Consider the following 26,789-nt stretch of genomic DNA (forward strand, 5'->3'; position numbering starts at 1 on the left):
CGCGGCGGCGCTCACAGGCGCACCGCCGATCCATCGGCGATGCGCTCGGCCGTCTCCCCGCGACGCACCTTGCCGCCCACGGTGCGGGGCAACTGCGGCAGCGAGAACCAGCGGCGAGGTACGAACTGCGGAGCCAGGCGCTCCGAGGCCCAGGCGGCGAGCGCCTCGCGATCCGGCACCGCTTCGCCGTTCGCCTCGACGACGAGAGCGACGATGCTCCCGCATGCGTGAGCGCCACGGCGATCGCCGCCTGACGCCGGCGCCGCCGCGAAGGCGCGATCGACCTCGGGCAGCGAGACCTTGTGCCCGCCCGTCACCGCGACGTCGCCGGCGCGGCCGAGCAGATGCAGCTTGCCGGCGACGAGTCGGGCCTGGTCGTGCACGGTCGCCCACCCGTCGGCGCCGCGGAGCACGTCATCGGTCGTGCCTGCGAGGTAGCCGTCGGAGCAGGCGGCGGCACGGATCCAGAGCGTGCCGGCACTCCCCTCCGGCACCTCGCGACCCGACTCGTCTCGCACGCTCGCGTCGATGCCGGGGTAGATCGTGATCGCGGTGCCGTCGCCGTCGCGACTGTCGCCGATGAACCCGATCTCGGCGGCACCGTAGTAGCTGATGAGGCGCGTCTGCGGCAGCGCGCGGGCCAACCCGTCGCGAATCGCAGCCGGAAGGTTCGCTCCACCCGTCACGACGAGCTCGAGCCGATCGAACGCGTCGGGTTCGCGTCGGGCTGCGTCGGTCAGCGTCTGCACCACCGCAGGCACGGCGACCACCCGGGTGATGGCCTCGTCGCGCACGCGCGCCGCCACTCCGAAGGGATCGAACGCGTCTGCGACGTGCACGCTGCCGCCCGTGGCGAGGCACTCGATGACGGCGTAGAGCGTCAGGCTGTACGAGACCGGGCCAGGGGCGAGTGTCGCGACGCCTGGCAGCGGTTCGAGGTGCGCGCTCGACACCGCGACGTTCTCCCGGTACTGCTGCCTCGTCTTGAGGAACGCTTTCGGGCGGCTCGTCGTTCCCGAGGAGAAGAGGAGGAGGAACGCTTCACGCGCGTCGCGCACCTCGGGCGGCGGAGCCGGATCGACGGTTCGCTCGCGCTCCTCGAACGCTGCGAGGGTCAGGATCGTGCCGCCCCATCCCTGCGCCGCGAGCGCTGCCGCCAGATCGGCGGAGTCGGAGACGATCACGCTGATGCCCGTCGCGAGCACCACGCCGACCCGGTGCTCGAGCGGCCAGCGCGGATCGATCGTCGCCGACACCGCGCGGTACCCGGCGAGCGCCGCCACGAATCGAGCCGCGGCGAGCGCCGAGTCGACGCTGATCGCGCTGATCGGGATGCCGCCGGTCTCGGGCGCGGGCGACGGCGGAGTCCCCGTCTCGCCGAGTGCGTTCTGCAGAGTGTCGATCACCGCTGCCGTACGACGCGAGCGCTCGACCAGCTCCCCGTACGTGAGCCGCTGCCCGTCGCCCGCGATCGCGAGGTGCTCGGGATGATGATCCGCGATGCGCAGCATCGCCGACGTGATGGGCATGCGCCCAGTCTATGCTCCGATGGGTCGGCGCTTCGTGGGCGCCGGCCCCTCCGAGCCGCCGGCTCGCAGGGCGCGCTCACCCAGCAGGCCCGTGACGCGGTACGGGATCACCTCGCGCAGGAACAGGCTCGTCGACGTGCGGGTGATGCCCGGGCAGAGACGGATCTCCTCGCTGACGCGGTACAGGTCGTCGGGATGCCGCGCGACGACCCGCAGCAGGAGATCTGTGCTGCCTGCGGGCGCGAAGCACTCCAGCACCTCGGGGATGTTCGCGAGCGCTTCGACCGCGGCGCCGATCTGATGCTGGTCGAGTTCGACCTGCACGCTCGCGCCCACCGGCCTCCCGAGAGCCGCTGGCGTGACGCGGGAACTGTGCAGGCGCAGCGCCCCAGCATCCTTCAGCTTCTCGAGCCGCGCTTGAACGGTGCCGCGCGCGAGGCCGAGTTTCGAGGCGATCATCGCGGTCGGCATCCGCGCATCCTGATCAAGCAGGAGGAGGATTCTCCGATCCGTCGCGTCAAGTTCGCTCATTTTGACCACTTTCTGATCGGTTTACCGGTGACATATTGATCATATCGCCCAATTAGCGAGAGCTCGCTTGCGCAGATCGACGGGGTACGATGAACTCATTCATGTGCAGGCGGACACCCCCGCCGCACTCGGATCAACGCCCGCACCACCCCGTGGGCTGAACCACCGGACGCGCCACCCTTGCGCCCGAAGAAGGAGCCCGCCATGCGTGCGACCGCATCAGCGACCGCGAGACCCCCGCTCAGCACCCCGAGCGCCCCGCCCCCGACCCAGGCCCCGCAATTCCCGGCTCCTCCCGCACTGCACCGCCCTCGGGCCCGCGTCGCACTCACCTCGCTGGCGCTCTTCGCCCTGCTCGTGAGCGCGAATCTCAGCACGCCACTGTTCCCGCTGCTCGAGGCGCAGCTGAACACCGGGTCCCTCGGCATCTCGATCGCGTTCTCGAGCTACGTGCTCTCGCTGATCGTAGGTCTGACCCTGTTCCGCCGCGTCGCCGACCGGGTCAATCGCCGCACCGTGCTCATCGCGGCACTCGCGGCCGCCGCGCTCGCCACCGCGGCCCTTGCCTTCGCGCCGACGCTCGGCTGGTTCTGCGTCGCCCGCGCCGTGCAGGGCATCGCGGTGGCGTGCGCGACGGGCACCGGCTCCGGCGCCCTGCGCGTGCTGCTTCCCGGACGCCCCGCCCTCGTCGGGCGCCTGACGCTGCTCGCGACCTCAGGCGGCGTCGCCGCGGGCCCCGTGGCGGGCGGCCTGCTCTCTCTCGTCGGCGTGCCCCTGCAGACCCCGTACCTGGTCGTCGCAGTCGTCCTCGCCGCACTCGTCCCCGTGATCATCGCCGTCGCGCCCCACGACGAGTGCACGCCGCGACTCGCGGGCATCGCACTCGCCGACGCGCCCGATCCGCGACCCGACGCGCCGGGGGCGAACGGGCGCAACGATCCCGCCGCCGCCCGCGCGTTCCGCATCGCGGCCGCGACCGGGTTCCTGAGCTTCATGGTGTTCGGCTTCTGCCTCTCCCTGGCGCCCTCGCATTTCGCAACGATCGCCGGCACGGATTCGCGCGTCGTCATCGGAGTGCTCGCCGCGGTCACGCTCGCCTCGTCAGCACTCGTGCAGCTGGTCCCGCTCTCCGGCACGTGGCGACTGCCGGTCGGGCTCAGCGCGCTCGCCGTGGCGCTCATCGGGATCGCCGCCGCCGGCGGAGTGGGAGCGGTGTGGTTCCTCGTCATCGCGAGCGCACTCGCCGGTGTGGGGCAGGGCATCGCGTTCCAGGCGGCGTTCACCGCGGCCACGGCTGCAGTGCACCCGCTGCGGCACGCCTCCACCGTCAGCGCGGTGTACACCGTCACCTACCTCGGGAGCGCGGTGCCGGTCATCGCTCTCGGTGCGATGGCCGAGCAGTTCGGCCTCTCGCAGGCGGTCGTCGTCTTCGCGCTCGTCGCGGCAGCCATGAGCCTCGCGCTCGCGTGCGTCTCGGCCCGCCGCTCCCACTGAGCGAGTGGCGCCGGCGGCCCGCTCTACTCCGCGAGGGCCGCGAGCGCGCGGCGATCCAGATCGCTCTCGACGAGCAGCCCGAATCGATCGGCGACCGCCCGTCGCGCGATCCCGCTCGCGCGGGCGCCGTCGCGCTGCTCGATCGCAGCGAAGAGGCTCCGGTCGATCGCAGCGGACTCGAGCTTCAACCGGTTGTCGTGGTGCTCGTTCTCGACGTCGCGCTGGATGATGGCGCGCAGCACGCCGGACACCGCCTCACCGGTGAGGCGCAGCACCTCGTTGCCGCTGGCCTCCCAGATGGCCTCGTGGAACTCGATGTCGGCGGCGGCGAACGAGTCCGAGTTCGCCTCGGCGTAGCGCTCCATCTGCTCGATCGCAGCGCGCATGCGCTCCAGCTGCTCGGCATCGTGCCGCACGGCAGCCAGGCGACTCGTGGTGCCCTCGAGCACGACGCGGTACTCGACGAGCGCTGAGACGTCGAGCGCATCGGTGCCCACGAGGGCGCGCAGCGAGCGAGACAGGGTTTTCGACGACGGCGCGAGCACGACGGGCCCGCCGCGGGTGCCCGGGCGCGACTCGATCAACCCCATGCTCTGCAGAATGCGCAGCGCCTCGCGCACGGTCGGCCGGCTCACGCCGAACTGCACCATGAGATCCCGCTCGCTCGCGAGTTGCGATCCCACGGGGATGTCTCCGGAGATGACCGCCTGCTCGATCTGATCGACGATGCGCTGGTAGGTGTGCACGGGCACCGCGGGCTCGAAGCTGTGGGTGGTGGACACCTGAGTCTCTTCCTGATCGAGGGGCGCAGCACTGTGGAGTCGGCTGCGTGCTCCGATGATAGCGCCCACGTAAGTGGCCTTACCATGTATCCTGGTTCGAAATCTCTCGGGATTTGTTGGAACACCGCCTCCGGTTTCGCGAATACGCTGTGCATGCGGACCGGCGACTGGGCATCGTCGCCCGACTCCACCCTCCATCCCGGCTTCGCCCAGCGAGGCCTCAGTCACAGGAAAGCAATGATGCGACGTAAGAATGCGATTCTCACCACGGCTGCAATCGCGACCGCGGCCATCCTCGGTCTCGCGGGCTGCTCCGCGGGCGCCGGCAACAGCTCGGGAAGCGACGGGGAGACCCCCACCACCGCGACCATCGCCCTGACCGGCACCCCCACGAACCTCGACTTCACGACGACCGCAGGCTCTGCGATTCCGCAGGCACTCATGTCGAACGTCTACGAGGGCCTCGTCGAGCTCGACCAGTCGGGCGAGATCCAGCCGCTGCTCGCGAGCGAGTGGACGGTCAGCGACGACCGCAAGACGTACACATTCACGCTGCAGGAAGGCGTGACCTTCTCGAACGGCGACGAATTCACGGCAGACGACGTGAAGTTCAGCTTCGACCGCGTCAAGACCGACTGGGTGTCGAGCCTCAAGGCGAAGATGGACGTCGTCGAGAGCGTCGAGGTCGTCTCCCCCACCGAGGTCGCGGTCACGCTGAGCAAGCCCTCGAACGCGTGGCTCTTCAGCCTCGCGACGCCGGTCGGCGCGATCTTCTCTGAGGACGCCGTCGACGATCTCGCGAACACCCCCGTCGGCACCGGCCCGTACGCCGTCGAGTCGTGGACCCCGAACGAGAGCCTCGTCTTCGACACGCGCGACGACTACTGGGGCGAGGCCCCTGGCGTCGAGCAGGTCACGCTGAAGTACTTCGCCGATGCGACCGCCACCACGAACGCCCTGCAGACCGGCGACGTCGACGCGATCGCGAACCTGCAGGCCCCCGAACTGCTCTCGAGCTTCGAGTCCGATGACCAGTTCGTCGTCACCACCGGCACGTCGAGCGGCGAGGTCTCGCTCTCCATGAACAACAAGGCCGCCCCGTTCGACGACGTGCGCGTGCGCCAGGCAGTGCTCTACGCCCTCGACAAGCAGGCGATCCTCGACACCGCATGGAACGGCTACGGCTCGCTCGTCGCCACGTACGCGGCCCCGACGGATCCGTACTACGAAGATCTGAACGACGCGTACCCGTACGATCCCGCGAAGGCCAAGGAGCTGCTGCAGGAAGCCGGCCAGGAGAACCTCGACATCACCTTCACCGTGCCGACGCGCCCCTACGCGCAGGCCGTCTCGGAGATCGTCGTCTCGCAGCTGAAGGACGTCGGCATCAACGCGACCATCGAGTCCGCCGAGTTCCCGGCGGTCTGGCTCGACGAGGTCTTCACGAAGCACGACTACCAGATGACCACGGTGCTCGCCGTCGAGGCCCGCGACATTCTGACCGTCTTCAACGACCCGAACTACTACATCGGCTACGACAACTCGAAGATCGCCCCGATCGCCGAGGAAGCTGACGCCGCCGATGAGGACGGGTACGTCGACGGCATGAAGCAGGTCGCCGAGCAGATCGTCGAGGACGCCGCTTCCGGCGTGCTCTTCCTGTTCCCGAACATCACCGTCGCGAAGGCGGATCTCCAGGGCATGCCGGAGAACGCCATCATCGAGGCGCTCGACCTGACGAACCTGAGCTGGAAGTAAGCGGAGCGGCGGTGCGAACCGCCGCTTTCGCCCCTCCAGTGCGCGAGAGCGCAGTTGAGGTCGCACGAGGCGTACGCCTGAGACCACAACTGCGCTCTCGCGGGAGCACCACACCAACCCGCCACTGAACCCGAGGAACCCGAACCCGCATGGCCATACGGATCCTGATCAATCTCGCGAGATTCGCGGTGACGTACGTCGTCGCCACGGTCGTCGTGTTCCTCTTCATGCGACTGATCCCGGGCGACCCGGCGCAGATCGCACTCGGCGTGAACGCCACCCCCGAGTTGCTCGAGCAGACGCGAGAGCAGTTCGGCACGGATCGACCGCTGATCGTGCAGTACTTCGAGTGGTTCGGCGGGCTGCTCACGGGCGACTTCGGCACCTCGTACGTGACGCGCACCGATATCAGCCCGATGGTGCTCGACCGCGTGCAGGTCAGCCTCATCCTCGTGCTCACGGCGATGGTGGTCGCGCTGCTCGTCGCGATCCCGCTCGGCACCTGGGCGGCCGTCAAGCATCGCAACTTCTCGGGCGTCGCGATCGGCCTCGGCTCGCAGATCGGCGTCGCGGTTCCCGGCTTCCTCGCCGGCATCCTGCTGGTCATCGTCTTCGCTGTCGGCCTCGGCTGGCTTCCCGCGAACGGGTGGACGGCGCCGGCCGTCGACTTCGGCGACTTCATCCGCCGGCTGATCCTGCCCGTCGTCGCACTCGCCTCGGTGCAGGGCGCGATCCTCACGCGATACGTGCGCTCCGCCGTGCTCGAGGTGATGAGCGAGGACTACCTCCGCACCGCTCGCGCCAAGGGGCTCAGCAAGAACGGCGCGCTGCTCAAGCACGGCCTGCGCAACGCGGCGATCCCCGTCATCACGGTCACCGGCGTGCAGATCGCGGCCCTCATCATCGGCGCCGTGGTCATCGAGCGCGTGTTCGTCATCCCCGGGCTCGGCTCGATGCTGCTCGACGCCGTCGGCAACCGCGACATGCTCACCGTGCAGTCCGTCGTCATGGTGCTCGTCGCCATCACCCTGATTCTCAACCTCGTCGTCGATGTGCTCTACACGCTCATCGATCCGCGTCTGCGAAGGAGCGCCTAGCCATGAGCACGCAACAGGTTCCCACCCCACCCTCTCAGGCGCCGCGCACCACCGCGATCAGCGCCCCCGGCAATGCCAGCACGAGCGTCGTCTCGAGGTCGGGCAAGCGCAAGCTGTCGGCGACGCTGCTGATCGGGCTGATCCTGATCGGGCTCGTCGCCCTCGCGGCGATCGTGTCCTTCTTCTGGACACCGTACGATCCGACCCAGGCGATGCCCGCCGACCGATTGCAGGGCTCGAGCCTCGCGCACCTGATGGGCACCGACAAGTACGGTCGCGACGTCTTCTCCGCCATGCTCTACGGCGCGCGCATCACGCTGTTCGTCGGCGTCATCTCGGTCGGCATCGCGATCGTGATCGGCACGCCGCTCGGCATTCTCGCCGGCATCAGGGGCGGATGGATCGAAGAGGTCATCATGCGCGCCTCCGACATCGCCCTCGCGTTCCCGGCGCTGCTGCTCGCGATCATGTTCAGCGCCGTCTTCGGCGCATCGACGCTCACCGCCATGGTGGCGATCGGCATCGCGACCATTCCCGGATTCGCCCGCGTCGCGCGCTCCGGCACCCTGCAGGTGATGACCACGGAGTACGTGCTCGCTGCACGAGCCGCCAGTCAGTCGCGATTCAGGATCGCCCTGCGCCACGTGCTGCCCAACATCATCGGCATGGTGGTCGTGCAGTCCTCCGTGTCGTTCGCGCTGGCGGTGCTCGCGGAGGCGGGCCTCAGCTTCCTGGGGCTCGGAACGCCACCGCCCACCCCGTCGTGGGGACGCATGCTGCAGGAGTCGCAGCAGTTCCTCGGCACCGAACCGATGCTCGCCGTCTGGCCCGGCATCGCCATCGCCATCGCGGTCATGGGCTTCAACCTGCTGGGTGACGGCCTGCGCGACCGCTTCGATCCGAAACTGAACGGGAGCCGCGGCTGATGCGCACCGAATCCACCGTCCCGCGCACCGGCGCAGACCTGCTGCTGCGCGTCGACGACCTCAACGTGCGCACCCCCTATCGCACGCTCGTCTCCGATTTCTCCCTGCACATGGCTCACGGCGAGCGCATCGGCCTCATCGGGGAATCCGGATCGGGCAAATCGATGACCACGACCGCGCTGCTCGGCCTGCTCCCGAACGGCGTCACCGCCGACGGGTCCGTCGAGATCGACGGATACTCCGGCAACCTGCTCCAGGCCCCGGAATCCGATCTCATGAAGCTGCGCGGCAACAACATGGCGATGGTGTTCCAGGAGCCCCTCACGGCGCTGAATCCGCTGATGCGCACGGGAGCCCAGGTCGCGGAGATCATCCTGCAGCACAAGCTCGCGCCGAACAAGGCCGAGGCGAACCGCCGTGCGGTCGAGATGCTCGACGCCGTGCACCTCCCCGATCCCGCTCAGGCCGCGCGGGCCTACCCGCATCAGCTCTCCGGCGGGCAGCGCCAGCGCGTGATGCTGGCCATGGCGCTCGCGAACGATCCGTCGCTGCTGCTCTGCGATGAGCCGACGACGGCGCTCGACGTCACGGTGCAGCGGCAGGTGCTCGACCTCATTCTCGAACTCGTGCGCGAACGCGGCACTGGCCTGCTCTTCATCACGCACGACCTCGCCGTGGTCGCGAACATGTGCACGCGCGTGCTCGTCATGAACAACGGCGCCGTCGTCGAGGAGGGCACGACCGAAGACGTCTTCACCCGCCCGACCCACCCGTACACGCGGGGGCTGCTCGCGGCGTCCGACCTCGACGCCGTCGATGCGAGGGGTCGCCTCTTCACCGTCGCGACCGCGCAGGAGTACGTGCCGCCGACCGCCGACGAGCAGATCGTCGCGCGCCCGGAGGCATCCGCGGCGGTCGCCGGCCCTGCTGCGGCTGGCACTGCTACTGCCGGCACCGCGCCCGCCCACGCCGAACCGGTGATGCGCGTCACCGATCTGGTGCGCACCTACACGCGCGGACGCACGAGCATCCTCAAGCCAGCCCCCGAGGTGCACGCGCTCAAGGGCATCTCCTTCGAGGTGCCGCAGGGCGGCCGTCTCGGGGTCGTCGGCGAGTCGGGATCCGGCAAGTCGACACTGCTGCGCATTCTCGCCGGGCTCGACCAGCCGACCTCCGGCAGCGCCGTCGTCGCTGGTAATGAGGTGAAGGGCGCGAAGGAGCCGCAGCTCCGCGCGCTGCGGCAGAACCTGCAGATCGTGTTCCAGGACCCGATGGGTTCGCTCGATCCGCGCATGACCGTCGAGCAGATCATCTCCGAGCCGCTGCTCGTGCCCGGGCGCGGTGAGACCGCCGCCGACCGCAAGCGCATGGTCGCGGAGATGCTCGAAGCAGTCGGTCTGCCCGCGTCTTCCGCGGAGCGCTTCCCCCACCAGTTCTCGGGCGGCCAGCGTCAGCGCATCTCGATCGCCCGCGCGCTGATCTGCCGCCCCCAGGTGGTCGTCGCCGATGAGCCGGTGAGCGCGCTCGACGTCTCGGTGCGCGCCCAGGTGCTCAACCTGCTCGCCGACCTCGTCGACGAGTACGGCCTCACCCTCGTGTTCGTGTCGCACGACCTCAACGTCGTGCGGTACCTGTGCGACTCGGTGATCGTGATGCAGTCGGGCGAGATCGTCGAAGCCGGTGACACGGAGACGGTGTATCGCACCCCGCAGCACCCCTACACGAAGCGCCTCATCGATTCCTCCCTCACGCTGCGTCAGGAGCTCGCCCAGAGCGCCTAGCGCCGGCGCTGCTTCGACCCGCACCATCTCGACGAAAGGCCCAGGATGACCTCGCACCGCCCCGCCGCCCTCGACGCCGCCGCTCTCAGCGAGCGCTACGCCGACGGATCGCTCACCCCCAGCGAGGTCGCCGAAGACGTCATCGCCCGCGTCGAAGCGCGCGAGCCGGAGCTCAACGCGCTCTACCTGTTCGACGCCGCGCAAGTGCGCGCCGACGCCGCCGCTTCAACCGAGCGCTGGTGCACCGGGACGCAGCTCGGCCCGTTCGACGGGGTGCCGGCGACGGTCAAGGAGAACATCGCGCGCGCCGGGCAGCCGAAACCCGCCGGGACGGCGATCCCGAACCCGCCGATCGCAGCTCACAACGCTCCGACCACGGATCGACTGCTCGAAGCAGGCGCCGTCATCGTGGGTTCGACGACCATGCCCGACTGGGGCATGCTCTCGTCCGGCGTTTCGAGCCTGCACGGGATCACCCGCGGAGCGCTGAACCCGGCGCACACCTCCGGCGGGTCGAGCGCAGGAGCCGGCACGGCGGCCGCGGCGGGATACGGCCCGTTCCACATCGGCACCGACATCGGCGGATCCATCCGCCTGCCCGGCTCCTGGCAGGGGCTCACCGCGCTCAAGCCGAGCGAGGGGCTCATCCCGCTCGACGTGCCCTACGCCGGACGCGCCGCCGGCCCGCTGACCCGCACGGCTGCCGACGCGATCCGGCTCATGTCGATCGTCGCGCAGCCCGATCCCCGTGACTATCTGACGCGCGCGTACGCCGAGATGGACTGGTCGACCGAGCCGCTCTCCCCCGCCGGCCTCCGCGTCGCCCTGCAGCTCGACGCCGGCTCGGGCCTGCCGGTCGAGCCTGAGACGCGTGCGATCATCGAGCGCGCCGCGGCCCGATTCGAGGAGGCGGGCGCGACCGTCGTACCGCTCGAGCCGTTCATCCCCGCAGCGGTGCTCGACGGCATCGCCGACTTCTGGCGCAGCCGTTCATACGCCGATTTCGAGGCCCTCACCGAGGCCGAGCGGGCCGTGGTCCTCCCCTTCATCGCCGAGTGGTGCGCCGCTGGAGCAACGTTCTCCGCCGCTCAAACGGTGCGCAACCGCAACATGATCGACGAGATGGCCCGCCTCACGAGAGCCGCGACGCAGCCGTTCGACCTCGTGCTCTCGCCCGTGACCCCGGTCGCGGCGTTCGCCGCGGAGGACCCGATGCCGATCCTCGACCCGCTCGAAACGATGGGACACATCTCGTTCACCGTGCCCTACAACATGTCGGGTCAGCCTGCGGTATCGATCGGCGCTGGCGTGCAGCCGGACGGGCGCACCGTCGGCCTCCAGATCGCGTCGAAGATCGGCACCGACGATCGCCTCATGAGAGTCGCGCTCTGGTTCGAAGGCGTGCGCGGCAGCGACGCAGAGGTCGACTGGTCGCAGGTCGCCTGATCACCGGGCGCACCCGCTGCCCGGCTGCACCCGCTGAACACGAGCCGAGCCGGGAGCGCCCTACGAAGCCGGCGGTGTGAAGCGGCCGTCGATCGCGGTCCAGCCGCCGTCGACGAAGAGGGTGGATCCGGTGACGAACGAGGACGCGTCTGAGGCCAGGTACACGACGGCGCCGGCGAGCTCCTCCGGTCGCGACCAGCGGCCGAGCGCGCTCTTCTGCGCGTACGCCCCATACCACTCGTCGTTCGCCTTGATCTGCGCGGTGAGCGGGGTCTCAACGACCCCGGGAGCCACCACGTTCACGCGCACGCCCTGAGCGCCGTACTCGGCGGCCGCGGTCTTCGCGAGCTGCACGAGACCGGCCTTCGTCGCGGCGTACACGCCCTGGCCGGGTTCGACGACCTGAGCGCGGATCGACGCGAAGCCGATGATCGACCCTCCGCCGTTGGCGGCGAACCGTGTGCCGAAGTGGCGGATCAGCTGGAATGAGGCGCGCAGGTTCAGGTTGACGACGCGGTCGAACTCGTCGAGCGTGTAGTCCTCCATGCGCTTGCGCACGTTGGTGGCGGCGGTGAAGACGAGCGCCGCCGCGTCGCCGAAGCGCTCGGCCGCGGCGACGACGGCGTCGTCGTCCAGCACGTTGACCTCGTACGCCTCGGCGATGCCGCCGCGCTGCGTGATGAGCGCGGCGGTCGCCTCGGCTCCCTCCAGCGAGTAGTCGGCGACGACGACGTGCGCGCCCTGCGCGGCGAGCGCCTGCGCCGATTCGCGGCCGATGCCGCTGCCCGCGCCGATCACGACCACGGTGCGTCCGTCGAGGCGGAAGAGCTGCGAGTAGTCGATCTGCGTGTGGCTCATGCTGGTGTCTCCAGGGTCAGTGCGGGATTGTGGTTCGGGATGCGGCAGGATCGTGATGGGGTCTCAGCTGCGCGCCTGCGGGCGGATCATCGCCATGCGGGTCACGGTGAACTCTTCGATCGCGAAGCGGGGGCCCTCTCGGCCGATGCCGGAGTCCTTCACGCCGCCGTACGGCATGATGTCGGAGCGGAAGCCGGGGATCTCGTTGACGACGACCCCGCCGACCTCGAGCCGCTCGATGGCGTCGAAGGCGCTCGCGAGCGAGGCGGTGTAGATGGCGGCCTGCAACCCGTAGCGGGAGTCGTTGACGAGGTCGATCGCGGCGTCGATCGAGTCGACGACGGTGAGGCAGACGACCGGGCCGAAGATCTCTTCGCACCACACGTCGACGTCGGACGGTACGTTGCCGAGCACGACGGGTCGCACGTGGGCGGCTTCGCCGTCGCCAGGGCCGTCGGTGAGCAGTTCTGCTCCCGCGGCGAGGGCCCGGTCGATCATGGCGCGGATGCGCTCACCCGAGGCGGCGTTGATGACGGGTGCGACGTTCGTCGCGAGGTCGCGGGGGTCGCCCACGACGAGCTCGCCCATGCGTTCGACGAGACGAGCGGAGAAGCGCTCGGCGATCCCGCGCTCGAGCACGACGCGCTGCACCGAGATGCAGGCCTGCCCGTTGGCGTAGAAGCCGCCGCGCAGCACGGCGTCGACGGCGGCTTCGAGGTCGGCGTCGGCTGCGACGATGAATCCGGTGTTGGATCCGAGTTCGAGCACGGCCTTGCGGGGTGCGGCCTGCTGCGCGATGAGGTGGCCGATCTTCGCCGAGCCGGTAAACGAGACGACGGAGGCGCGGGGGTCGCGCACGAGCGTCTCACCGACGATCGGGTCGCCGTTCACGAGCTGCACCGCCGCCGGCGTCACGCCGTGCGCGTCGAGGATCTCGCGCGTGATGGCGAGCAGTTCGATCGTCGCGAGCGGCGTGTTCGGGGCCGGTTTGATGATGACGGGGCAGCCGGCCGCGATGGCCGGCGCGAGCTTGTGGGTGGCGAGCAGCAGCGGGTAGTTGAAGCCGGCGATGCCGATGACGATGCCGGCGGGTTTGCGGGTGTAGTAGCCGATCATGCCGCGGCCGAGCTCCTGCAGGTCGAGCGGCACGGTCTCGCCGTGGATGTGCGATACCTCTTCGGCGGTCGCCTCGAGGGTGACGATGGTGCGGTTCACCTCCGTGCGGCAGTCGACGCGGGGCTTGCCGGTCTCGAGCACGAGCAGGTCTTCGAGGTGCTGGGCGCTCGCGCGCACGCGGCTCGTGAGGTCGGTGAGGATCGCCTTCCGCTGCGCCGTGGTCAGCGCTGCGACGGCCGCTCGCGCCGCCTCAGCAGCGTCGAGCGCGTCGCGCGAATCCTGTTCGCCGCTGACCGGCGCCTGACCCACGACGCTGCCGTCGAACGGGAAGACGATGTCGGAGCGCTCGGCGATCGCGCGCCATTCGCCGCCGATGGGCAGTGCTCCTGCGGGTGCGATGAGTTCGAGTGCCTCGGGCATGGTGGTTCCTCTGCAGCGGGCGGCGGATCCGTTCACGTGCGGCCGTGCACGCGAACCCTTCGCGCCGAGTGGTCTTACCATTTAATATAGTTCACCAGAGGCCCATCTCCAAGGCGCGAGCGGCCGCACGTTCTCGAAAGGATCGACATGACGAACAGCTACGCCATCGCGGTACTCCCCGGAGACGGAATCGGTCCGGAGGTCGTCGGGTGCGCGCTCGAGGTGCTCGACGCCGCGGAGGAACGATTCGGCTTCTCGACCGACCGCAGCACCTTCGCGGCTGGAGCGAACCACTACCTCGAGACCGGGGAGCTGTTCGACGCCGTCGAGGCGCAGCTCCGCGACAAGCAGGCGATCCTCTTCGGCTCCATGGGAGACCCGAGAGTCACCCCCGGCATCCTCGAGCGCGGCTTCATCCTCGAGATGCGCCAGCGCTTCCAGCAGGCGGCGAACGTGCGCCCGGTGCGGCTGTACCCGGGCGTTCCGACCCCGATCGCCGAGCTCACCCCGGAGCGCTGCGAGATGGTGATCGTGCGCGAGAACACCGAGGGCGCCTACGTCGGCCGCGGTTCGACCGTGCACGCCGGCACGCCCAACGCGGTCGCCATGCAGGAGTCGCTCAACACCCACGCCGGCATCGAACGCGTCGTCGACTTCGCATTCCGCCTCGCACTCGGGCGCCGCAAGAAGCTGACGCTCTGCCACAAGACCAACATCCTCGTGGCTGCCGGGCAGCTCTGGCAGCAGGTGGTCGCCGAGGTGGGCGCCCGCTACCCCGAGGTGGAGGTCGACTACGTGCACGTCGACGCGATGTGCTTCCACCTGCCGCTCACCCCGGAACGCTTCGACGTGGTCGTCACCGACAACCTCTTCGGGGACATCATCACCGACCTGGGCGCCGTGATCCAGGGCGGGCTCGGGGTCGCCACCAGCGCGAACCTCAACCTCGACGGCAGCGCCCCGAGCATGTTCGAGGCCATCCACGGATCGGCGCCCGACATCGCGGGCAAGGGGTGGGCGAACCCGGCCGGCGCGATCCTCTCGCTCGCACTCATGCTCGGCCATCTCGGCGAGGGCGAAGCGGCACGTGCGGTCGAGGCTGCGACCGTCGAGGTGCTCGGGTCGCTGCCGAGCCTGGCCGGTGCCGACATGGGAGCCTCGACCTCGGAACTCGGGTCGCGCATCGCGGCGATCGTGCGCGAGGGGCGCGCCGACACGGCACTCGTGCCCGACTCCCTCCTCGGGGTGCTCGCGGGCATGGCGCCGTCGCGCATCCCGGGCTAGGCACAGCGCCTCGTGAGGTTGTGCGCGTTCTGACGGGGAAAGCCCTCCGATCCTGCCGGCTCGAAGATCGGCGATGGCGTGACGACTGGTGATCCACGGAAGCGTTCGGCCGCACGCCGGATCGGCCATCACTGATCGACGATCGACGATCGACGACGCATGATGTCGAGCACGGTCTGGGCGTCACCCAGCTGCCGGTCGCCGCCTGCGCTTTCACGGCCGCATCCTGCACTGCGGGGTGTTTTTCCCTCCGTCGACGGCCTGCTCATGCTGCGGCGCGTACTTCGCAGCTGCATTGACGTGCAGATGGTTGAACCGCATCGAACTGATACCCATACATGTCAGTTCGCTGCTAAACTGGCATCTACACATATCAATGAAGGGTGTCGAGTGGTTCAGAGATCATCCCCCGCGCGCGAAAGAAGGCTCGCTCGTCTCGGCGAGAACATTCGGAAGTGGCGACAACTTCAAGGCATGTCCGCATCCGAGATGTCTCGGCGCGCACACATCACCCGCGACACTCTCCGCAAGATCGAGAACGGCACGGGATCTCCTCGAATTGACTCACTCATCGCTGTCATCACTGTGCTCGGATTCGCAGACCACTTCATCGCATCAGCCGACCCATTCACCACAGACGCCGGCCGCTCGCTCGCACTCGACCGAGCTCGCGTGAAGTCATGAACCTGCACGACACGCTTGACGTGTACGTCGAGATCAACGGGGAGAGCGTGCGTGCAGGAACCCTCGGCGCATCTTTCAACGGCATACGTGCTCTCGGCGGCTCGTGGTTCGAATACGACGCCGGATATGACCAAGCACCAGGGGCATACCCTCTGGACCCTTCCCTGCCCCTTGGTCGGTCCCGCAGCTATTCCGGCGAGGACCAGCAACTTTTCGGCGCCTTCCAAGATCTCACCCCGGACGACTGGGGAGAACGAGTCATCAATGCGAACCTGCAACGCCTGAGGTCGACAGGGGTGGACGCACCGCGGAGCATTGGGAAGTTTGACTACCTGACGATCGCAAGCGACGAAGCACGACTTGGCGCGATCCGCTTCCAACCCAGCGGAGGTGGGCAGTGGCTCGGACCCGCGAGCGTGCCGAACCTGAGCCAGAAGAAGCTCGATGCATACTCGAGTGCAGCATCGAGACTCGAGGCGCACGAAGCCACTGCAGAAGACATTGAATTGCTCAATGCCCCGGGATCATCGGCAGGCGGGGCTCGACCCAAAGTTACTGTGCGGCTCGGTGGAAACCTCAAGCTTCTCAAACTGCCTTCGGATCGGGACAGCGGCCGCGACGGTGAAGCTTGGGAATACCTCGCAATCACCCTGGCAAAGAACGCGAACATCAGCGTCCAATCCGCGGAGCGGCTGCGCGTTTCGGGCGGTAAGACGAGCCTCGCGCTCGACCGGTTCGACCGCACCCCTGACGGATCGCGACTGGGGTTCATGTCCGCTCGGACAGCTATGGAAATCGGCGATCAAGAGCACGGCACAATCACCTACCTTGATCTCGCAGACGCTACGGATTCACTCACCGCGGGAGACCGCAAGCAGTTGCGTGATCTCTTCAAGCGAGTCGCGCTCACGCTCCTCATCAACAACGTCGACGATCACTGGAAAAATCACGCGTTCATCCGCCAGGGAGAAGGGTGGGCGCTGAGCCCCGCCTACGACATCAACCCATCGCCGACCCGGGGCGTCGTACTCTCCAGGCCAGTGTCGAGCAGCGACGACCCCAGCGATCGCGACATCAGAAATCTCGTCAGTACAGCTGACGCGTACTCTCTGTCAGGAGAAGAAGCAGCTCAGTCCCTTGGTGAAGTGCTCACAGCAGTAAGAGAGTGGGCGACCATTGCACGAGATATCGGGATCAGTGCAGGCGAGATCGAAGTGATGAAAGTCGCGTTCTCCGAGGACCAACAAGCTCACGTCGAGCGGGCGATCAGAAACCTCGGCGGTCGATCCATCATCGACCTCGGCACTGACAGCCCAGGCGATTTCCAACGGAGCAAGGAATCAGAGGGGAGCTCTGGCGCTACTTGGGTGAGCCCCCATGTCCGAAACGGGAAACCTGTCGCGGGGTTCTGGCGCCACACACCACGCCGCGAATAGGTGTTCCGTCAGCGCGCTCACGCCGATTATCGGATGGGCACCCATGACAACTCACCGGCAGATCACTACCAGAGCGCCGAGCCCGGTGAGGAACAACACCCGGGCGAGGGCGGTGCAGGCACGTGCGTCGACTCCGGGGCCGGCATCCGCTCGCCCGCCGAGCCCCCTCCCCGACCGCCCGCACCGATAGGGTGTGTGCGTGAGGAATGCGGATCGGGGAGGCAGAAGCCGCCTCTCCCGCACCCCGCCGCGCTGGGCCACGGTCGCAGCGCTCGCGTATGCGGGGCTCTGCTCCTCGTTCATGTTCACCCTCGTCGTTCCGCTCCAAGCCGAACTCCCGAGGCTGCTGGACGCCTCCCGCGAAGACACGTCATGGGTGGTCACCATCACGCTGCTCGTCGCCGCCATCGCGACGCCGATCTCGGGCCGGCTCGGCGACCTCTTCGGCAAGAAGCGGGTCGTCCTCGTGCTGCTCGCCCTGCTCGTGGTCGGATCGGTGATCGCCGCGGTCGCCGGCTCGATCGTCGGCGTGATCATCGGTCGCGCATTGCAGGGCGCGGTGACGGGAGTGATTCCGCTCGGCATCGCGATCATGCGCGACGTGCTGCCGCCCGAGCGACTGAGCACCGCAGTGGCGCTGATGAGCGCGACCATGGGAGTCGGCGGCGCCGTCGGCATGCCGCTCGCCGCCTACCTCGCGATCAACGCCGACTGGCACGCGCTCTTCTGGCTCGCGGCCGGGCTCGGAGTGCTCGGGGTCCCGATGATCGCCTGGTGCGTTCCGGGCGACGTGCTGCGTTCCGGCGGTCGTCTCGACATCCTCGGAGCCTTCGGCCTCGCAGTCGGCCTCTCGGGGATTCTGCTCTTCGTTTCGCGCGGGGCGCAGTGGGGCTGGACCTCTCCCCTGACGCTCACGACCATCATCGGCGGCGTCGTCGTGCTGCTGCTCTGGGGCTGGTACCAGTTGCGAGCGAAGGATCCGCTGCTCGATCTTCGCGTCGCCGCTCGCCCCGCCGTGCTCTTCACGAATGTCGCGGCGATCGGCATGGGGTTCGCCCTGTTCTCCTCCAACGTCGCGTTCCCGCAGCTGCTCGAGCTGCCCGTCGCGTCGGGATCCGGCTTCGGTCTCGACATGATGCAGGCCGCGCTCATCGTGATGCCGGCCGGGATCGTGATGATGATCCTGTCCCCCCTCTCCGGCTGGCTCGAGCGCACCGTCGGACCCAGGCCGCTGTTCACCGCCGGCACGGCCGCGATCGTGCTCGCGTACGTGTTCGTGCTGCTCTGGTCGAGCGAGGTGTGGCACATCTTCGCGGCCAACCTCTTCATCGGCGTGGGCATCGGGTTCAGCTTCGCGGCGATGCCGATGATCATCATGCGGTCGGTGCCCGCGCATGAGACGGGAGCGTCGAACGGGCTCAACGCGCTGTTCCGGTCGGTCGGCACATCGAGCGCGTCCGCGGTCATGGGCGGGGTGCTCGCCTCGATGACGATCGAGTTCAACGGGCAGTCGATCCCGAGCCGCGCCGCATTCGACGTCTGCTTCTGGCTGGCGATCGCCGCCGGCGTGATCGCGCTGGTGCTGTCGCTGCTGATCCCGCGGTCGGCGGGCGAGCAGCGCCCAGCCTTCCCGAACTGACGCGTCGCGACGCCCCTGTCAGTCCCGGCGAGGGGCTGGGGTCAGGTTCGCGGACGCCCACTTGCCCAGGTCGGCGAGCACCGGCACGAGCTGCTCGCCGCCGACGGTGAGCGCATACGACACCGAAACGGGCGGGCCGGGAGCGACGGTCCGGGAGACGAGCTTCGCCTCGGCGAGTTCCGCGAGGCGGTCGGAGAGCACCGCGTCGCTGATACCGGGGACCGCCCGGCGCACCTCCGCGAAGGCGAGTGGACCGTCGCCGAGGGCGTCGATGATCATGCCGTTCCAACGCTTCCCGAGGATCGAGAACGCGAGGCTGACGGCGGCGTCGCACTCGTGCCGATCGTGCTGCGGGGCTTCCATACCCACATTCTACGGTGCTACACTCGCCGAAGTCACTCTGAAAATATGAGCGACTCATAAACACAGAATCGGAGTCCGCATGACATTCTTCCGCCTGGATGCGAGCATCCTCCCCGCAACCTCCGCGAGCCGCGCGCTCGGCGACCGCGTCGAGCAGGAGTGGGTCGCCGCTCATCCCGAGACGGACGTGGTGCGCCGCGACCTCGCCGCCGAGCCGGTCTCCGCCGAGGTGTGGCAGGCCGCCGTCACGGGCGGGTTCGTTCCCGAGAGCGAACGAAGCCCAGCGCAGCGCGACGCGATGGCATTCGCCACGACGCTCGCAGATGAACTCATCACGGCCGACGCGCTCCTCTTCACGGTGCCGCTCTACAACTTCGGCGTCTCGCAGCACTTCAAGACCTGGTTCGACGTCGCGTACACCGACCCGCGCATCAACCCCGAAGGCACCGCCCTGCAGGGCAAGCCGGCGACACTCGTCACCGTGCTCGGCGGCAATTACGGGCCCGGCACCCCGAAGGAGGGCTGGGATCACTCCACCCCGTGGCTGCGCCGAGTGCTCGAGGACGTGTGGGGCCTCGATCTGCGCATCGTCGAGCGGCCGTTCACCCTCGTCGGCGTGAACCCCGCACTCGACGCCTTCGCCGATCTGGCGGCGTCGCTCAAGGAGCAAGCCGAAGCAGACGCGACTCGTTCAGGCCGCGAGCTCGCGGAACTGCGGTCGCAGCGCTCCGCCTGACCCCGCCGGGAATGGGTTCCGCTCAACGCCGGTTGCACCTGCTGTGAACGACACCGGCCTCCTCGACAACATCGTCATCGGTGCCGGGCAGGCCGGACTGTCGGCATCGTTCCACCTGCAGCGGCTCGGCATCCGGCACCTGGTGCTCGACGCCGACCGCGAGCCGGGTGGTGCGTGGCAGCATCGCTGGGATGCGCTCACGATGCGAGACGTGCACGGCGTCGCCGAGCTTCCCGGTTCGCTTCCGCCCCCGCGCACCGAGGACCGGGCGAACGCCGCCATTCCCGCGTACTTCACCGAGTACGAGCGGGAGCACGAACTGCCGGTGATCCGGCCCGCGCATGTCGACCGCGTGCAGAACGACGCGCAGGATCCCGAGACGCTCGTCGTCACCACCGGCGACCGGAGCCTGCGCTCGCGCACCCTCGTCAACGCCACGGGCACGTGGTCGCAGCCGTTCGTGCCGCGCTACCCGGGCATGGAGGCGTTCGCCGGCGAGCAGTTCCACACGGTCGGATATCCAGGGCCCCAGCACTTCATCGGCAAGCGGACGCTCGTGGTCGGCGGCGGCGCTTCGGCGGTGCAGTTCCTGGGAGCGATCGCTCCGCTCACCGACACGATCTGGGCGACCAGGAGCGAGCCCGTGTGGCGCACCGACGACTTCACCCCGGAGGCCGGAGCCGCCTCCGTGGCGCTCGTCGAGCAGCGCGTCGCAGCCGGCCTGCCTCCGCAGAGCGTCGTGAGTGTCACCGGCCTCATGCTGCGTGAGCAGGAACGCGAGGCCGAGCGCCTCGGGGCGTATCGTGGGCGGCGGCCGATGTTCGCGAGCGTCGAGCGCGACGGGGTGCGGTGGGCCGACGGCACGTTCGAACGCGTTGACATCATTCTATGGGCGACCGGGTTCCGCCCGGCCATCGCGCACCTCGCCCCGCTGCATCTGCGGAGCGCGGCCGGCGGCATCCAGCTCGATCGCGGCGGGCGCGGCACGACTGCGGTCGCCGACGCCCGCGTGCAGCTCGTCGGATACGGCCCGTCCGCGAGCACGATCGGAGCGAATCGGGCTGGCCGGTCGGCGGCCGCCGGTGTGCGGCGATATCTGCTGGGCAGCGCCCGAGCGGCTTGACCCGAGGCGCGGAGCCCGCTGGATCCCGTCGCGCTACGCGCTCTGGTCTCGCAGGCGCACGAGTCGCTCGTGCCCGGTCTCCTCGAGCTCAGCGACATCGGAGCGCGACTTCAAGAAGTCGGAGAAAGATCGGAACCCGAGCGCCTTCTCGTTGAACGACGGATCCATGCGGCGCATCTGCTGCTTGACCGCCGAACTGTACAGCCAGCCGGAGTCGTCCTTATCCTGGCTCAGCCAGAGCGCGCGAATCAGCAGGCCGGTGACCGCGATCTCCGCGTCCTCCCCCGACTCGATCGTGTCGATCGTGTCTCCCGGTTCGACTTCGGTGGCTGCCTCCGCAGCGGCCTCGAGCGCAGCCGCGAGGTCCTGCTCCACGGTGCCCCCGGTCTCGGCCTCGGCTGCTGGCTCGCTCGCCGCGGCACCCCGGCCGCCGCGGCCGCGCGACCGCTTGGGCTGGTCATCGCGCTGCGCGCGCTGAGCTGCGGGCGCGTGCGGCACGGTCTCGATGCCGGGGAGGGCGTCGTACGAGGCGAACTCGTCGCACGCGGCGGTCAGCGCCTTCGCGGTGGACCCTGCGACGCCGATGCCGACGACGTACCGGCCGAGCCGCTTGCAGCGCTGGGCGAGCGGCACGTAATCGGAGTCGCCCGCGACGATGATCACGTGGGTGAGGTCGTCGAGCCGGAACATGTCTTCCACGGTGTCGACCGCCAGTCGGATATCGGCGCCGTTCTTCGCATACGCGGCGGCCGGGAAGAGCTGCACCAGATCGACCGCGCGCGAGACGAGCTGCGTGCGGTACTCCGCGTTCATCGGCGCCGACCAGTCGGCGTACGCCCGCGTGAGCACGAGCGTGCCGAACGACGACGCGTAGTCGATGATCGCGCCCACATCGACCACAGCGGCGCGCAGGCGCTCGGCGATCTCGGGCTCGGACGGGTTCTCTGCGATGCGCTGGCGATCCCTCGCGAACGAATTGCGCCCGTGCACTCGGTCGTACCACGAGAGCACGATGTTATCGAAGTCGAGGTAGACCGCGACCCGGCCATTCTGAGTATCCGCCACGCCCCCAGTGTGGCACTGTTCGCTGAACACGCCAACGGCGAGAGACGGTTAGGCCTCGAGCGCCGCCGATGCCTGCGCACGCGCGCGCTTCGCCCGCACCCGCCGCACGAAGGGCCAGCACACGACCAGCACGCCGGTCGCGATGAGACTCGTCCACACCTGCGTGCGCCCCTCCTCCGTCGTGAGCATGATGATCAGCACGGCGACGATGGCCGCGATGAGCAGCAGATTGAGCCACGGGTGCAGCCACATCTTGAGCTTGAGCCCCGCGACTTCCTCCGGGGTCATCTTCTGGCGCATGCGCATCTGCGTGAGTGCGATGAAGACGTAGACGAAGAGGGCGACGAGTCCGGCCGAGTTCATGATGAACGCGAAGACGCCGGAATCGGGAGCCGCGAAGTTCACGATCGTCGCGACGACTCCGCCGATGGTCGAGGCGAGCAGCGCGGCGACCGGCACGCCGTTCTTCGCCTTCTTCGCGACGAATCGGGGCGCGAAGCCCTGCTCCGCAAGGGAGGAGAACATGCGCGAGGCCGAGTAGAGCCCCGAGTTCAGCACGGAGATCACCGCGGTGAAGATGACCAGCTGCATCACGATCGCCGCCCCCGGAAGCCCGAAGAGCTCGAAGACATACGTGAAGGGCGCCGAGGCCACGTCGACCGGCTCCGGCAGCTCGTCCCAGGGAACGATCGTGGTGATGACGAGCACCGCACCCACGAAGAAGAGCAGGATGCGCCAGATCACGGTGCTGGTCGCCTGACGGATGCCCTTGGCCGGATCCTCTGACTCCGCAGAGGCCATGACCGCGATCTCGGTGCCGAAGTACGAGAAGATGACGAGCGCGACGCCGGTGAAGGCGACGCCGAAGCCGTTGGGGGCGAAGCCGCCGTGCTCCCAGAGGTTCGGAATCGAGTAGGTCGCGTTGGGCCAGAGTCCGAAGGCGAAGAGCACACCGGCGCCGAGGAAGACGACGATCGCGAGCACCTTGACGCTCGCGAGCCAGAACTCGACCTCGCCGAAGGTGCGCACGGAGATCAGGTTGGTGCCGACGAAGATCGCGAGCAGGAGCAGCGACCCGACCCACGACGGCAGTGCCGGGAACCACCCGTGCAGGGTCTCGCCGCCGAGCACGGCCTCGTAGGCGAGCACGCCCACCCAGAAGTACCAGTACAGCCAGCCGACGAGGTAGGCGGCCCAGTCGCCCAGACCGACGCGCGCGTACTCCATGAACGAGCCGATCGCCGGCCGGGCCGCCGCCATCTCGCCGAGCATGCGCATCGCGAGGAACACGAGGAGGCCGCCGATGAGGTACGAGAGCACTGCGGCCGGGCCGACGGTGCGGATCACGTTTCCCGAACCGACGAAGAGGCTCGCGCCGATGATGCCGCCCAGCGTGATCATGGTGACGTGGCGCGGTCGGAGCTTCTTGTGCGCGAGCGGCACCGAGCCGGCAGCTGTCTCGGGTGAGATCGGCCGTGAGGGCCGGGACGCTGCGTGATGTGATTCGGAGTTCATTGCGTGGTGGAGTGCCTCACTGATTCGGGTTCCGCCCGCGGACCGGACTGGAAACAACCTGAGAATGCTAAGACAAAGTGGGCGCAATGGGAAATCGATCGACGCGCTCCGGCGACCGGCCGGTTTGCGGAAGCGTATTTGAAATCGTATATTATTGGTGCTTGGGTGTGTCACCTCGCCGAATCCCGTCACAAAGGAGTGTCCGCATGTCACCAGCATCCGCATCAGGATCGCTGACCCCGACCGGTACGATCGCCACATCCAGCGATCGGCGTCGGGTCGCCTTCGCCACCGTCGTCGGCACCACCGTGGAGTGGTACGACTACTTCATCTACGCCTCAGCGGCAGGTCTCGTCTTCAGCCAGCTCTTCTTCGAACCGGCCGGCCCGGGCGTCGGCACGATCCTCGCCTTCCTCACTGTCGGCATCAGTTTCCTGTTCCGCCCCCTCGGCGCGTTCCTCGCCGGCCACTTCGGCGACCGCTTCGGCCGCCGCATCGTGCTCGTCGTCACACTGATCCTCATGGGCGCCGCCACCGTGCTCATCGGCCTCCTCCCGACCTACAGTCAGATCGGTATCGCGGCGCCGATCCTCCTCATCCTGCTCCGGATCCTGCAGGGCGTCTCCGCCGGCGGCGAGTGGGGCGGTGCCGTGCTCATGGCCGTCGAGCACGCTCCGCGCGACCGTCGCGGGCTCTACGGCGCCATGCCGCAGATCGGCGTGCCGATCGGCCTGCTTCTCGCGAGCGCGATGCTCGCGATCATGAACATCATCTTCCCCGGGGACGCCTTCCTCGACTGGGGCTGGCGCATCCCCTTCCTGTTCTCCATCGTCCTGATCCTCGTCGGCTACTGGGTGCGACGCCGGGTCGAGGAGAGCCCCGTGTTCACCGAGATCGCCGAACGAAAGGAGCAGACCGGCGCCCCCATCGTCAAACTGTTCGCGCGCTTCACGCCGCTCGTGATCCTCGCCGCACTCGTCTTCGCCGGCAACAACGCGGTGGGGTACATGACGACCGGCGGATACGTGCAGAACTACGCGACGAACCCCGAGGGCCCCGTCGGCCTCGACCGCGGCGACGTGCTCTGGGCCGTGACCGCCTCATCGGTCACGTGGCTCATATCGACATTCATCGCGGGGTGGATCTGCGACCGCATCGGCCGTCGCACCACGTACATCTTCGGCTGGATCCTGCAGGGCGCCGCGCTTTTCGCGCTGTTCCCGCTCGTGAACACCGCGAACCCGGTACTGCTCGCGTCGGGGCTCATGCTGCTGACGGTCGGACTCGGCTTCACCTACGGCCCCCAGTCGGCCTGGTACTCCGAGATGTTCCCCGCCTCAGTGCGGTTCTCGGGCGTCTCGATCTCGTACGCGATCGGCGCGATTCTCGGCGGCGCGTTCGCTCCGACCATCGCCGCCTGGCTGCAGCAGACCACGGGAACGTCGACCTCGGTCACGCTCTACCTGGTCGGCATGACCGTGATCGGCCTCGTCGCCACGCTGCTGCTGCGCGACCGCAAGGGCATCTCGCTCCGGCCAGGCGACGAGGAGGAGCAGCGCGAGGGCATCTACATCTGGGAGCCGGCGAGCGCGCCGAAACAGTAGGAGCGCCCCGTGCGCCGGCGAACGTACGTGCCGCCCGCGCCTAGGAGCGGCGACGACTGAGGAGCGTCGCCGCTCCGGCTGCGAGCACGAGGATCGCGAGCAGCCACGCGAGAGCGACCCAGATCTCGGCTCCGATCGGCTCCCCCGCGAACAGCGCTCGCAGTGTATCGACGATCGCCGTCACGGGCTGATGCTGCGCGAACCAGGCCACCGGCCCCGGCATCGAATCAGTCGGCACGAACGCCGAACTGACGAACGGCAGAAAGATCAGCGGGTAGCTGAACGCGCTCGCGCCGTCGACCGATCGCGCGGTGAGCCCTGCGACGACGGCGATCCAGGTGAGTGCGAGCGTGAAGAGCGCGATGATGCCGACGGCGCCGAGCCACGCACCGAATGAGGCGCTCGTGCGAAACCCCATGAGCAGTGCGACGCCCACCACCACGGCGACCGATACGAGATTCGCGAGCATCGAGGTCAGCACGTGCGCCCAGAGCGCGCTCGAACGGGCGATCGGCATCGACCTGAAACGCTCGAAGATGCCGCTCTGCCGATCGAGGAAGAGCCGGTATGCGGTGTACGCGACCCCGGAGGCGACCGTGATGAGCAGGATCCCCGGCAGCATGTAGTCGATGTACGCCCCTGCGCCGTCGATGCGGATCGCTCCGCCGAGCACGTAGACGAACAGCAGCATGAGGGCGACGGGCGTCACGACCGTCGTGATGATCGTGTCCGGGCTGCGCAGAACGTGCCGCAGCGAACGCCCGGTGAGCGCGCCGGCATCGGCGAGCGCGTGCGCGGTCATGAGTCCACCCCCGCTCCGGCAATCGGCTCGGACGCGTTCGAGACGAGTGCGAGGAAGATGTCTTCGAGCGTCGGCTCCGGCTCGATGAGCACGGGGTGCCGTCTCGGCAGGAGCGCTCTGAGCTCGGCCAGGGTGCCCTGACGCGCGATGCGCCCCTCGTGCAGGATCGCGATGCGATCGGCGAGATGCTCCGCCTCGTCGAGGTACTGCGTCGTCAGCAGCACCGTGGTGCCCGCCGCCACAAGCTCACGGACGAGGTTCCACACCTCGATGCGCGACTGCGGGTCGAGGCCCGTGGTCGGCTCGTCGAGGAAGAGGATCGGAGGATCGCCGACCAGGCTCATGGCGATGTCGAGTCGCCGTCGCATCCCGCCCGAGTACTCCCCCGCCCGCCGATCCCCGGCCTCGTCGAGCGAGAACCTGCGCAACATCTCGTCGGCGACCTGCGCCGGCCGGTCCACGTGGCGGAGCCGAGCGACGAGATGCAGATTCTCGCGACCGGTCAGCACCTCATCGACCGCGGCGAACTGACCCGTGAGGCTGATCGCCCGTCGCACGGACTCCGGCTCACCCGCCACATCGCGCTCGAGCACGGTCGCGGTGCCGGAGTCCGGCTGCAGCAGGGTGGCGAGAATGCGGATCAGCGTGGTCTTCCCCGCCCCGTTCGATCCGAGCAGGGCGAAGACCGTGCCGGCTTCGACATCGAAGTCGACGCCGCGCAGCACGGGAGTGGTGCCGAAGGACTTCGCGATCCCGCGCACGCTCAACGCCGCGGATCGCTGCAGAGTCGTGTTCATGAT

Annotated in this window: 24 protein-coding genes; 13 read left to right on the forward strand and 11 right to left on the reverse strand. The window is 68.6% G+C overall.

Features of this window, described 5'->3' with window-relative positions; all coding sequences use genetic code 11:
* Positions 1–11 precede the first annotated feature (11 nt).
* Together JSQ98_RS06555 and JSQ98_RS06560 are read right to left on the reverse strand one after the other, a co-directional pair.
* Positions 12–1,529: a class I adenylate-forming enzyme family protein gene (locus JSQ98_RS06555; RefSeq protein WP_211648883.1), complete on the reverse strand. Its 1,518-nt coding sequence runs from the start codon at positions 1,527–1,529 to the stop codon at positions 12–14.
* 9 nt (positions 1,530–1,538) lie between these two features.
* A complete protein-coding gene (locus JSQ98_RS06560) occupies positions 1,539–2,060 on the reverse strand; it encodes an Lrp/AsnC family transcriptional regulator (protein ID WP_090151048.1) in 522 nt (173 codons plus the stop codon).
* A 204-nt stretch (positions 2,061–2,264) separates the two neighbouring features.
* On the opposite strand from JSQ98_RS06560, the gene JSQ98_RS06565 reads away from it, so the two are divergent.
* Positions 2,265–3,554 carry an MFS transporter gene (locus JSQ98_RS06565; RefSeq protein WP_211648885.1) on the forward strand — a complete coding sequence of 430 codons (1,290 nt, stop codon included), beginning with the start codon at positions 2,265–2,267 and terminating at the stop codon, positions 3,552–3,554.
* Positions 3,555–3,577: 23 nt separating this feature from the next.
* On the opposite strand, the gene JSQ98_RS06570 is transcribed toward JSQ98_RS06565, so the two are convergent.
* Positions 3,578–4,336, reverse strand: coding sequence for a FadR/GntR family transcriptional regulator (locus tag JSQ98_RS06570; RefSeq protein WP_211648886.1), 759 nt, complete (start codon positions 4,334–4,336; stop codon positions 3,578–3,580).
* Positions 4,337–4,573: 237 nt separating this feature from the next.
* On the opposite strand from JSQ98_RS06570, the gene JSQ98_RS06575 reads away from it, so the two are divergent.
* The 5 genes from JSQ98_RS06575 (at position 4,574) to JSQ98_RS06595 (ending at position 11,344) form a co-directional block, all read left to right on the forward strand.
* Positions 4,574–6,094, forward strand: a complete 1,521-nt coding sequence (locus JSQ98_RS06575; protein WP_211648887.1) for an ABC transporter substrate-binding protein — start codon at positions 4,574–4,576, stop codon at positions 6,092–6,094.
* A gap of 149 nt (positions 6,095–6,243) precedes the next feature.
* Entirely contained in the window at positions 6,244–7,191 is a 948-nt protein-coding gene (locus tag JSQ98_RS06580) for an ABC transporter permease (protein WP_090151061.1), read from the forward strand.
* A gap of 2 nt (positions 7,192–7,193) precedes the next feature.
* On the forward strand, positions 7,194–8,117 hold the full coding sequence (locus JSQ98_RS06585) for an ABC transporter permease (RefSeq protein WP_090151064.1): 924 nt from the start codon (positions 7,194–7,196) through the stop codon (positions 8,115–8,117).
* The gene (locus tag JSQ98_RS06590; RefSeq protein WP_211648888.1) at positions 8,117–9,898 is read left to right on the forward strand and encodes a dipeptide ABC transporter ATP-binding protein; all 1,782 of its coding nucleotides are present in this window, start codon (positions 8,117–8,119) and stop codon (positions 9,896–9,898) included. Before JSQ98_RS06585 ends, JSQ98_RS06590 begins: the two co-directional genes overlap by 1 nt.
* A gap of 45 nt (positions 9,899–9,943) precedes the next feature.
* Positions 9,944–11,344, forward strand: coding sequence for an amidase (locus JSQ98_RS06595; RefSeq protein WP_211648889.1), 1,401 nt, complete (start codon positions 9,944–9,946; stop codon positions 11,342–11,344).
* A 60-nt stretch (positions 11,345–11,404) separates the two neighbouring features.
* On the opposite strand, the gene JSQ98_RS06600 is transcribed toward JSQ98_RS06595, so the two are convergent.
* Together JSQ98_RS06600 and JSQ98_RS06605 are read right to left on the reverse strand one after the other, a co-directional pair.
* The gene (locus JSQ98_RS06600) at positions 11,405–12,202 is read right to left on the reverse strand and encodes an SDR family NAD(P)-dependent oxidoreductase (RefSeq protein WP_211648890.1); all 798 of its coding nucleotides are present in this window, start codon (positions 12,200–12,202) and stop codon (positions 11,405–11,407) included.
* A 63-nt stretch (positions 12,203–12,265) separates the two neighbouring features.
* Positions 12,266–13,738, reverse strand: a complete 1,473-nt coding sequence (locus tag JSQ98_RS06605; RefSeq protein WP_211648891.1) for an aldehyde dehydrogenase family protein — start codon at positions 13,736–13,738, stop codon at positions 12,266–12,268.
* 147 nt (positions 13,739–13,885) lie between these two features.
* Here JSQ98_RS06605 and JSQ98_RS06610 point away from each other — a divergent pair, with 147 nt between their 5' ends.
* A complete protein-coding gene (locus JSQ98_RS06610; protein ID WP_211648892.1) occupies positions 13,886–15,022 on the forward strand; it encodes a 3-isopropylmalate dehydrogenase in 1,137 nt (378 codons plus the stop codon).
* A gap of 128 nt (positions 15,023–15,150) precedes the next feature.
* Here JSQ98_RS06610 and JSQ98_RS15010 read toward each other — a convergent pair whose 3' ends face one another.
* Positions 15,151–15,291, reverse strand: coding sequence for a hypothetical protein (locus JSQ98_RS15010; protein ID WP_249290766.1), 141 nt, complete (start codon positions 15,289–15,291; stop codon positions 15,151–15,153).
* 37 nt (positions 15,292–15,328) lie between these two features.
* Here JSQ98_RS15010 and JSQ98_RS15500 point away from each other — a divergent pair, with 37 nt between their 5' ends.
* The 3 genes from JSQ98_RS15500 (at position 15,329) to JSQ98_RS06625 (ending at position 18,781) form a co-directional block, all read left to right on the forward strand.
* Positions 15,329–15,706 (forward strand): helix-turn-helix domain-containing protein, encoded by a 378-nt coding sequence (locus JSQ98_RS15500; protein WP_430413601.1) that lies wholly within the window; start codon positions 15,329–15,331, stop codon positions 15,704–15,706.
* Entirely contained in the window at positions 15,703–17,142 is a 1,440-nt protein-coding gene (locus JSQ98_RS06620; protein ID WP_211648896.1) for a type II toxin-antitoxin system HipA family toxin, read from the forward strand. The genes JSQ98_RS15500 and JSQ98_RS06620 overlap by 4 nt, the downstream gene beginning before the upstream one ends.
* A 199-nt stretch (positions 17,143–17,341) precedes the next feature.
* The gene (locus tag JSQ98_RS06625; protein WP_090151448.1) at positions 17,342–18,781 is read left to right on the forward strand and encodes an MFS transporter; all 1,440 of its coding nucleotides are present in this window, start codon (positions 17,342–17,344) and stop codon (positions 18,779–18,781) included.
* Between the two features lie 18 nt (positions 18,782–18,799).
* Here the strand turns inward: JSQ98_RS06625 and JSQ98_RS06630 are convergent, their stop codons facing one another.
* Positions 18,800–19,144 (reverse strand): winged helix-turn-helix transcriptional regulator, encoded by a 345-nt coding sequence (locus JSQ98_RS06630; RefSeq protein ID WP_090151080.1) that lies wholly within the window; start codon positions 19,142–19,144, stop codon positions 18,800–18,802.
* 79 nt (positions 19,145–19,223) lie between these two features.
* Between JSQ98_RS06630 and JSQ98_RS06635 the strand changes: the two genes are divergently transcribed.
* Together JSQ98_RS06635 and JSQ98_RS06640 are read left to right on the forward strand one after the other, a co-directional pair.
* Positions 19,224–19,880 carry an FMN-dependent NADH-azoreductase gene (locus JSQ98_RS06635; RefSeq protein ID WP_211648898.1) on the forward strand — a complete coding sequence of 219 codons (657 nt, stop codon included), beginning with the start codon at positions 19,224–19,226 and terminating at the stop codon, positions 19,878–19,880.
* 43 nt (positions 19,881–19,923) lie between these two features.
* Complete coding sequence (locus JSQ98_RS06640) at positions 19,924–21,003, forward strand: flavin-containing monooxygenase (protein WP_211648900.1); 1,080 nt, start codon at positions 19,924–19,926, stop codon at positions 21,001–21,003.
* Between the two features lie 33 nt (positions 21,004–21,036).
* On the opposite strand, the gene JSQ98_RS06645 is transcribed toward JSQ98_RS06640, so the two are convergent.
* Together JSQ98_RS06645 and JSQ98_RS06650 are read right to left on the reverse strand one after the other, a co-directional pair.
* Complete coding sequence (locus tag JSQ98_RS06645) at positions 21,037–22,068, reverse strand: NYN domain-containing protein (RefSeq protein WP_211648902.1); 1,032 nt, start codon at positions 22,066–22,068, stop codon at positions 21,037–21,039.
* Positions 22,069–22,116: 48 nt separating this feature from the next.
* Entirely contained in the window at positions 22,117–23,583 is a 1,467-nt protein-coding gene (locus JSQ98_RS06650; protein ID WP_211648904.1) for an amino acid permease, read from the reverse strand.
* 206 nt (positions 23,584–23,789) lie between these two features.
* Between JSQ98_RS06650 and JSQ98_RS06655 the strand changes: the two genes are divergently transcribed.
* Positions 23,790–25,187 carry an MFS transporter gene (locus JSQ98_RS06655; RefSeq protein ID WP_211648905.1) on the forward strand — a complete coding sequence of 466 codons (1,398 nt, stop codon included), beginning with the start codon at positions 23,790–23,792 and terminating at the stop codon, positions 25,185–25,187.
* 40 nt (positions 25,188–25,227) lie between these two features.
* Here the strand turns inward: JSQ98_RS06655 and JSQ98_RS06660 are convergent, their stop codons facing one another.
* Complete coding sequence (locus JSQ98_RS06660) at positions 25,228–25,989, reverse strand: ABC transporter permease (protein WP_200331297.1); 762 nt, start codon at positions 25,987–25,989, stop codon at positions 25,228–25,230.
* Complete coding sequence (locus JSQ98_RS06665; protein ID WP_211648906.1) at positions 25,986–26,786, reverse strand: ABC transporter ATP-binding protein; 801 nt, start codon at positions 26,784–26,786, stop codon at positions 25,986–25,988. Before JSQ98_RS06665 ends, JSQ98_RS06660 begins: the two co-directional genes overlap by 4 nt.
* Positions 26,787–26,789 lie beyond the last annotated feature (3 nt).

It is taken from the genome of Leucobacter manosquensis, from assembly GCF_018304845.1.
Classification (GTDB): domain Bacteria; phylum Actinomycetota; class Actinomycetes; order Actinomycetales; family Microbacteriaceae; genus Leucobacter; species Leucobacter alluvii.

Excerpts from the sequence above, each read along its gene's own strand:
- JSQ98_RS06555 (WP_211648883.1), bottom strand. The coding sequence starts at position 1,529 with ATGCCCATCACGTCGGCGATGCTGCGCATCGCGGATCATCATCCCGAG.
- JSQ98_RS06560 (WP_090151048.1), bottom strand. The coding sequence starts at position 2,060 with ATGAGCGAACTTGACGCGACGGATCGGAGAATCCTCCTCCTGCTTGAT.
- JSQ98_RS06565 (WP_211648885.1), top strand. The coding sequence starts at position 2,265 with ATGCGTGCGACCGCATCAGCGACCGCGAGACCCCCGCTCAGCACCCCG.
- JSQ98_RS06575 (WP_211648887.1), top strand. The coding sequence starts at position 4,574 with ATGATGCGACGTAAGAATGCGATTCTCACCACGGCTGCAATCGCGACC.
- JSQ98_RS06580 (WP_090151061.1), top strand. The coding sequence starts at position 6,244 with ATGGCCATACGGATCCTGATCAATCTCGCGAGATTCGCGGTGACGTAC.
- JSQ98_RS06585 (WP_090151064.1), top strand. The coding sequence starts at position 7,194 with ATGAGCACGCAACAGGTTCCCACCCCACCCTCTCAGGCGCCGCGCACC.
- JSQ98_RS06590 (WP_211648888.1), top strand. The coding sequence starts at position 8,117 with ATGCGCACCGAATCCACCGTCCCGCGCACCGGCGCAGACCTGCTGCTG.
- JSQ98_RS06595 (WP_211648889.1), top strand. The coding sequence starts at position 9,944 with ATGACCTCGCACCGCCCCGCCGCCCTCGACGCCGCCGCTCTCAGCGAG.
- JSQ98_RS06600 (WP_211648890.1), bottom strand. The coding sequence starts at position 12,202 with ATGAGCCACACGCAGATCGACTACTCGCAGCTCTTCCGCCTCGACGGA.
- JSQ98_RS06605 (WP_211648891.1), bottom strand. The coding sequence starts at position 13,738 with ATGCCCGAGGCACTCGAACTCATCGCACCCGCAGGAGCACTGCCCATC.
- JSQ98_RS06610 (WP_211648892.1), top strand. The coding sequence starts at position 13,886 with ATGACGAACAGCTACGCCATCGCGGTACTCCCCGGAGACGGAATCGGT.
- JSQ98_RS15010 (WP_249290766.1), bottom strand. The coding sequence starts at position 15,291 with ATGAGCAGGCCGTCGACGGAGGGAAAAACACCCCGCAGTGCAGGATGC.
- JSQ98_RS15500 (WP_430413601.1), top strand. The coding sequence starts at position 15,329 with ATGGTTGAACCGCATCGAACTGATACCCATACATGTCAGTTCGCTGCT.
- JSQ98_RS06620 (WP_211648896.1), top strand. The coding sequence starts at position 15,703 with ATGAACCTGCACGACACGCTTGACGTGTACGTCGAGATCAACGGGGAG.
- JSQ98_RS06630 (WP_090151080.1), bottom strand. The coding sequence starts at position 19,144 with ATGGAAGCCCCGCAGCACGATCGGCACGAGTGCGACGCCGCCGTCAGC.
- JSQ98_RS06635 (WP_211648898.1), top strand. The coding sequence starts at position 19,224 with ATGACATTCTTCCGCCTGGATGCGAGCATCCTCCCCGCAACCTCCGCG.
- JSQ98_RS06650 (WP_211648904.1), bottom strand. The coding sequence starts at position 23,583 with ATGAACTCCGAATCACATCACGCAGCGTCCCGGCCCTCACGGCCGATC.
- JSQ98_RS06655 (WP_211648905.1), top strand. The coding sequence starts at position 23,790 with ATGTCACCAGCATCCGCATCAGGATCGCTGACCCCGACCGGTACGATC.
- JSQ98_RS06660 (WP_200331297.1), bottom strand. The coding sequence starts at position 25,989 with ATGACCGCGCACGCGCTCGCCGATGCCGGCGCGCTCACCGGGCGTTCG.
- JSQ98_RS06665 (WP_211648906.1), bottom strand. The coding sequence starts at position 26,786 with ATGAACACGACTCTGCAGCGATCCGCGGCGTTGAGCGTGCGCGGGATC.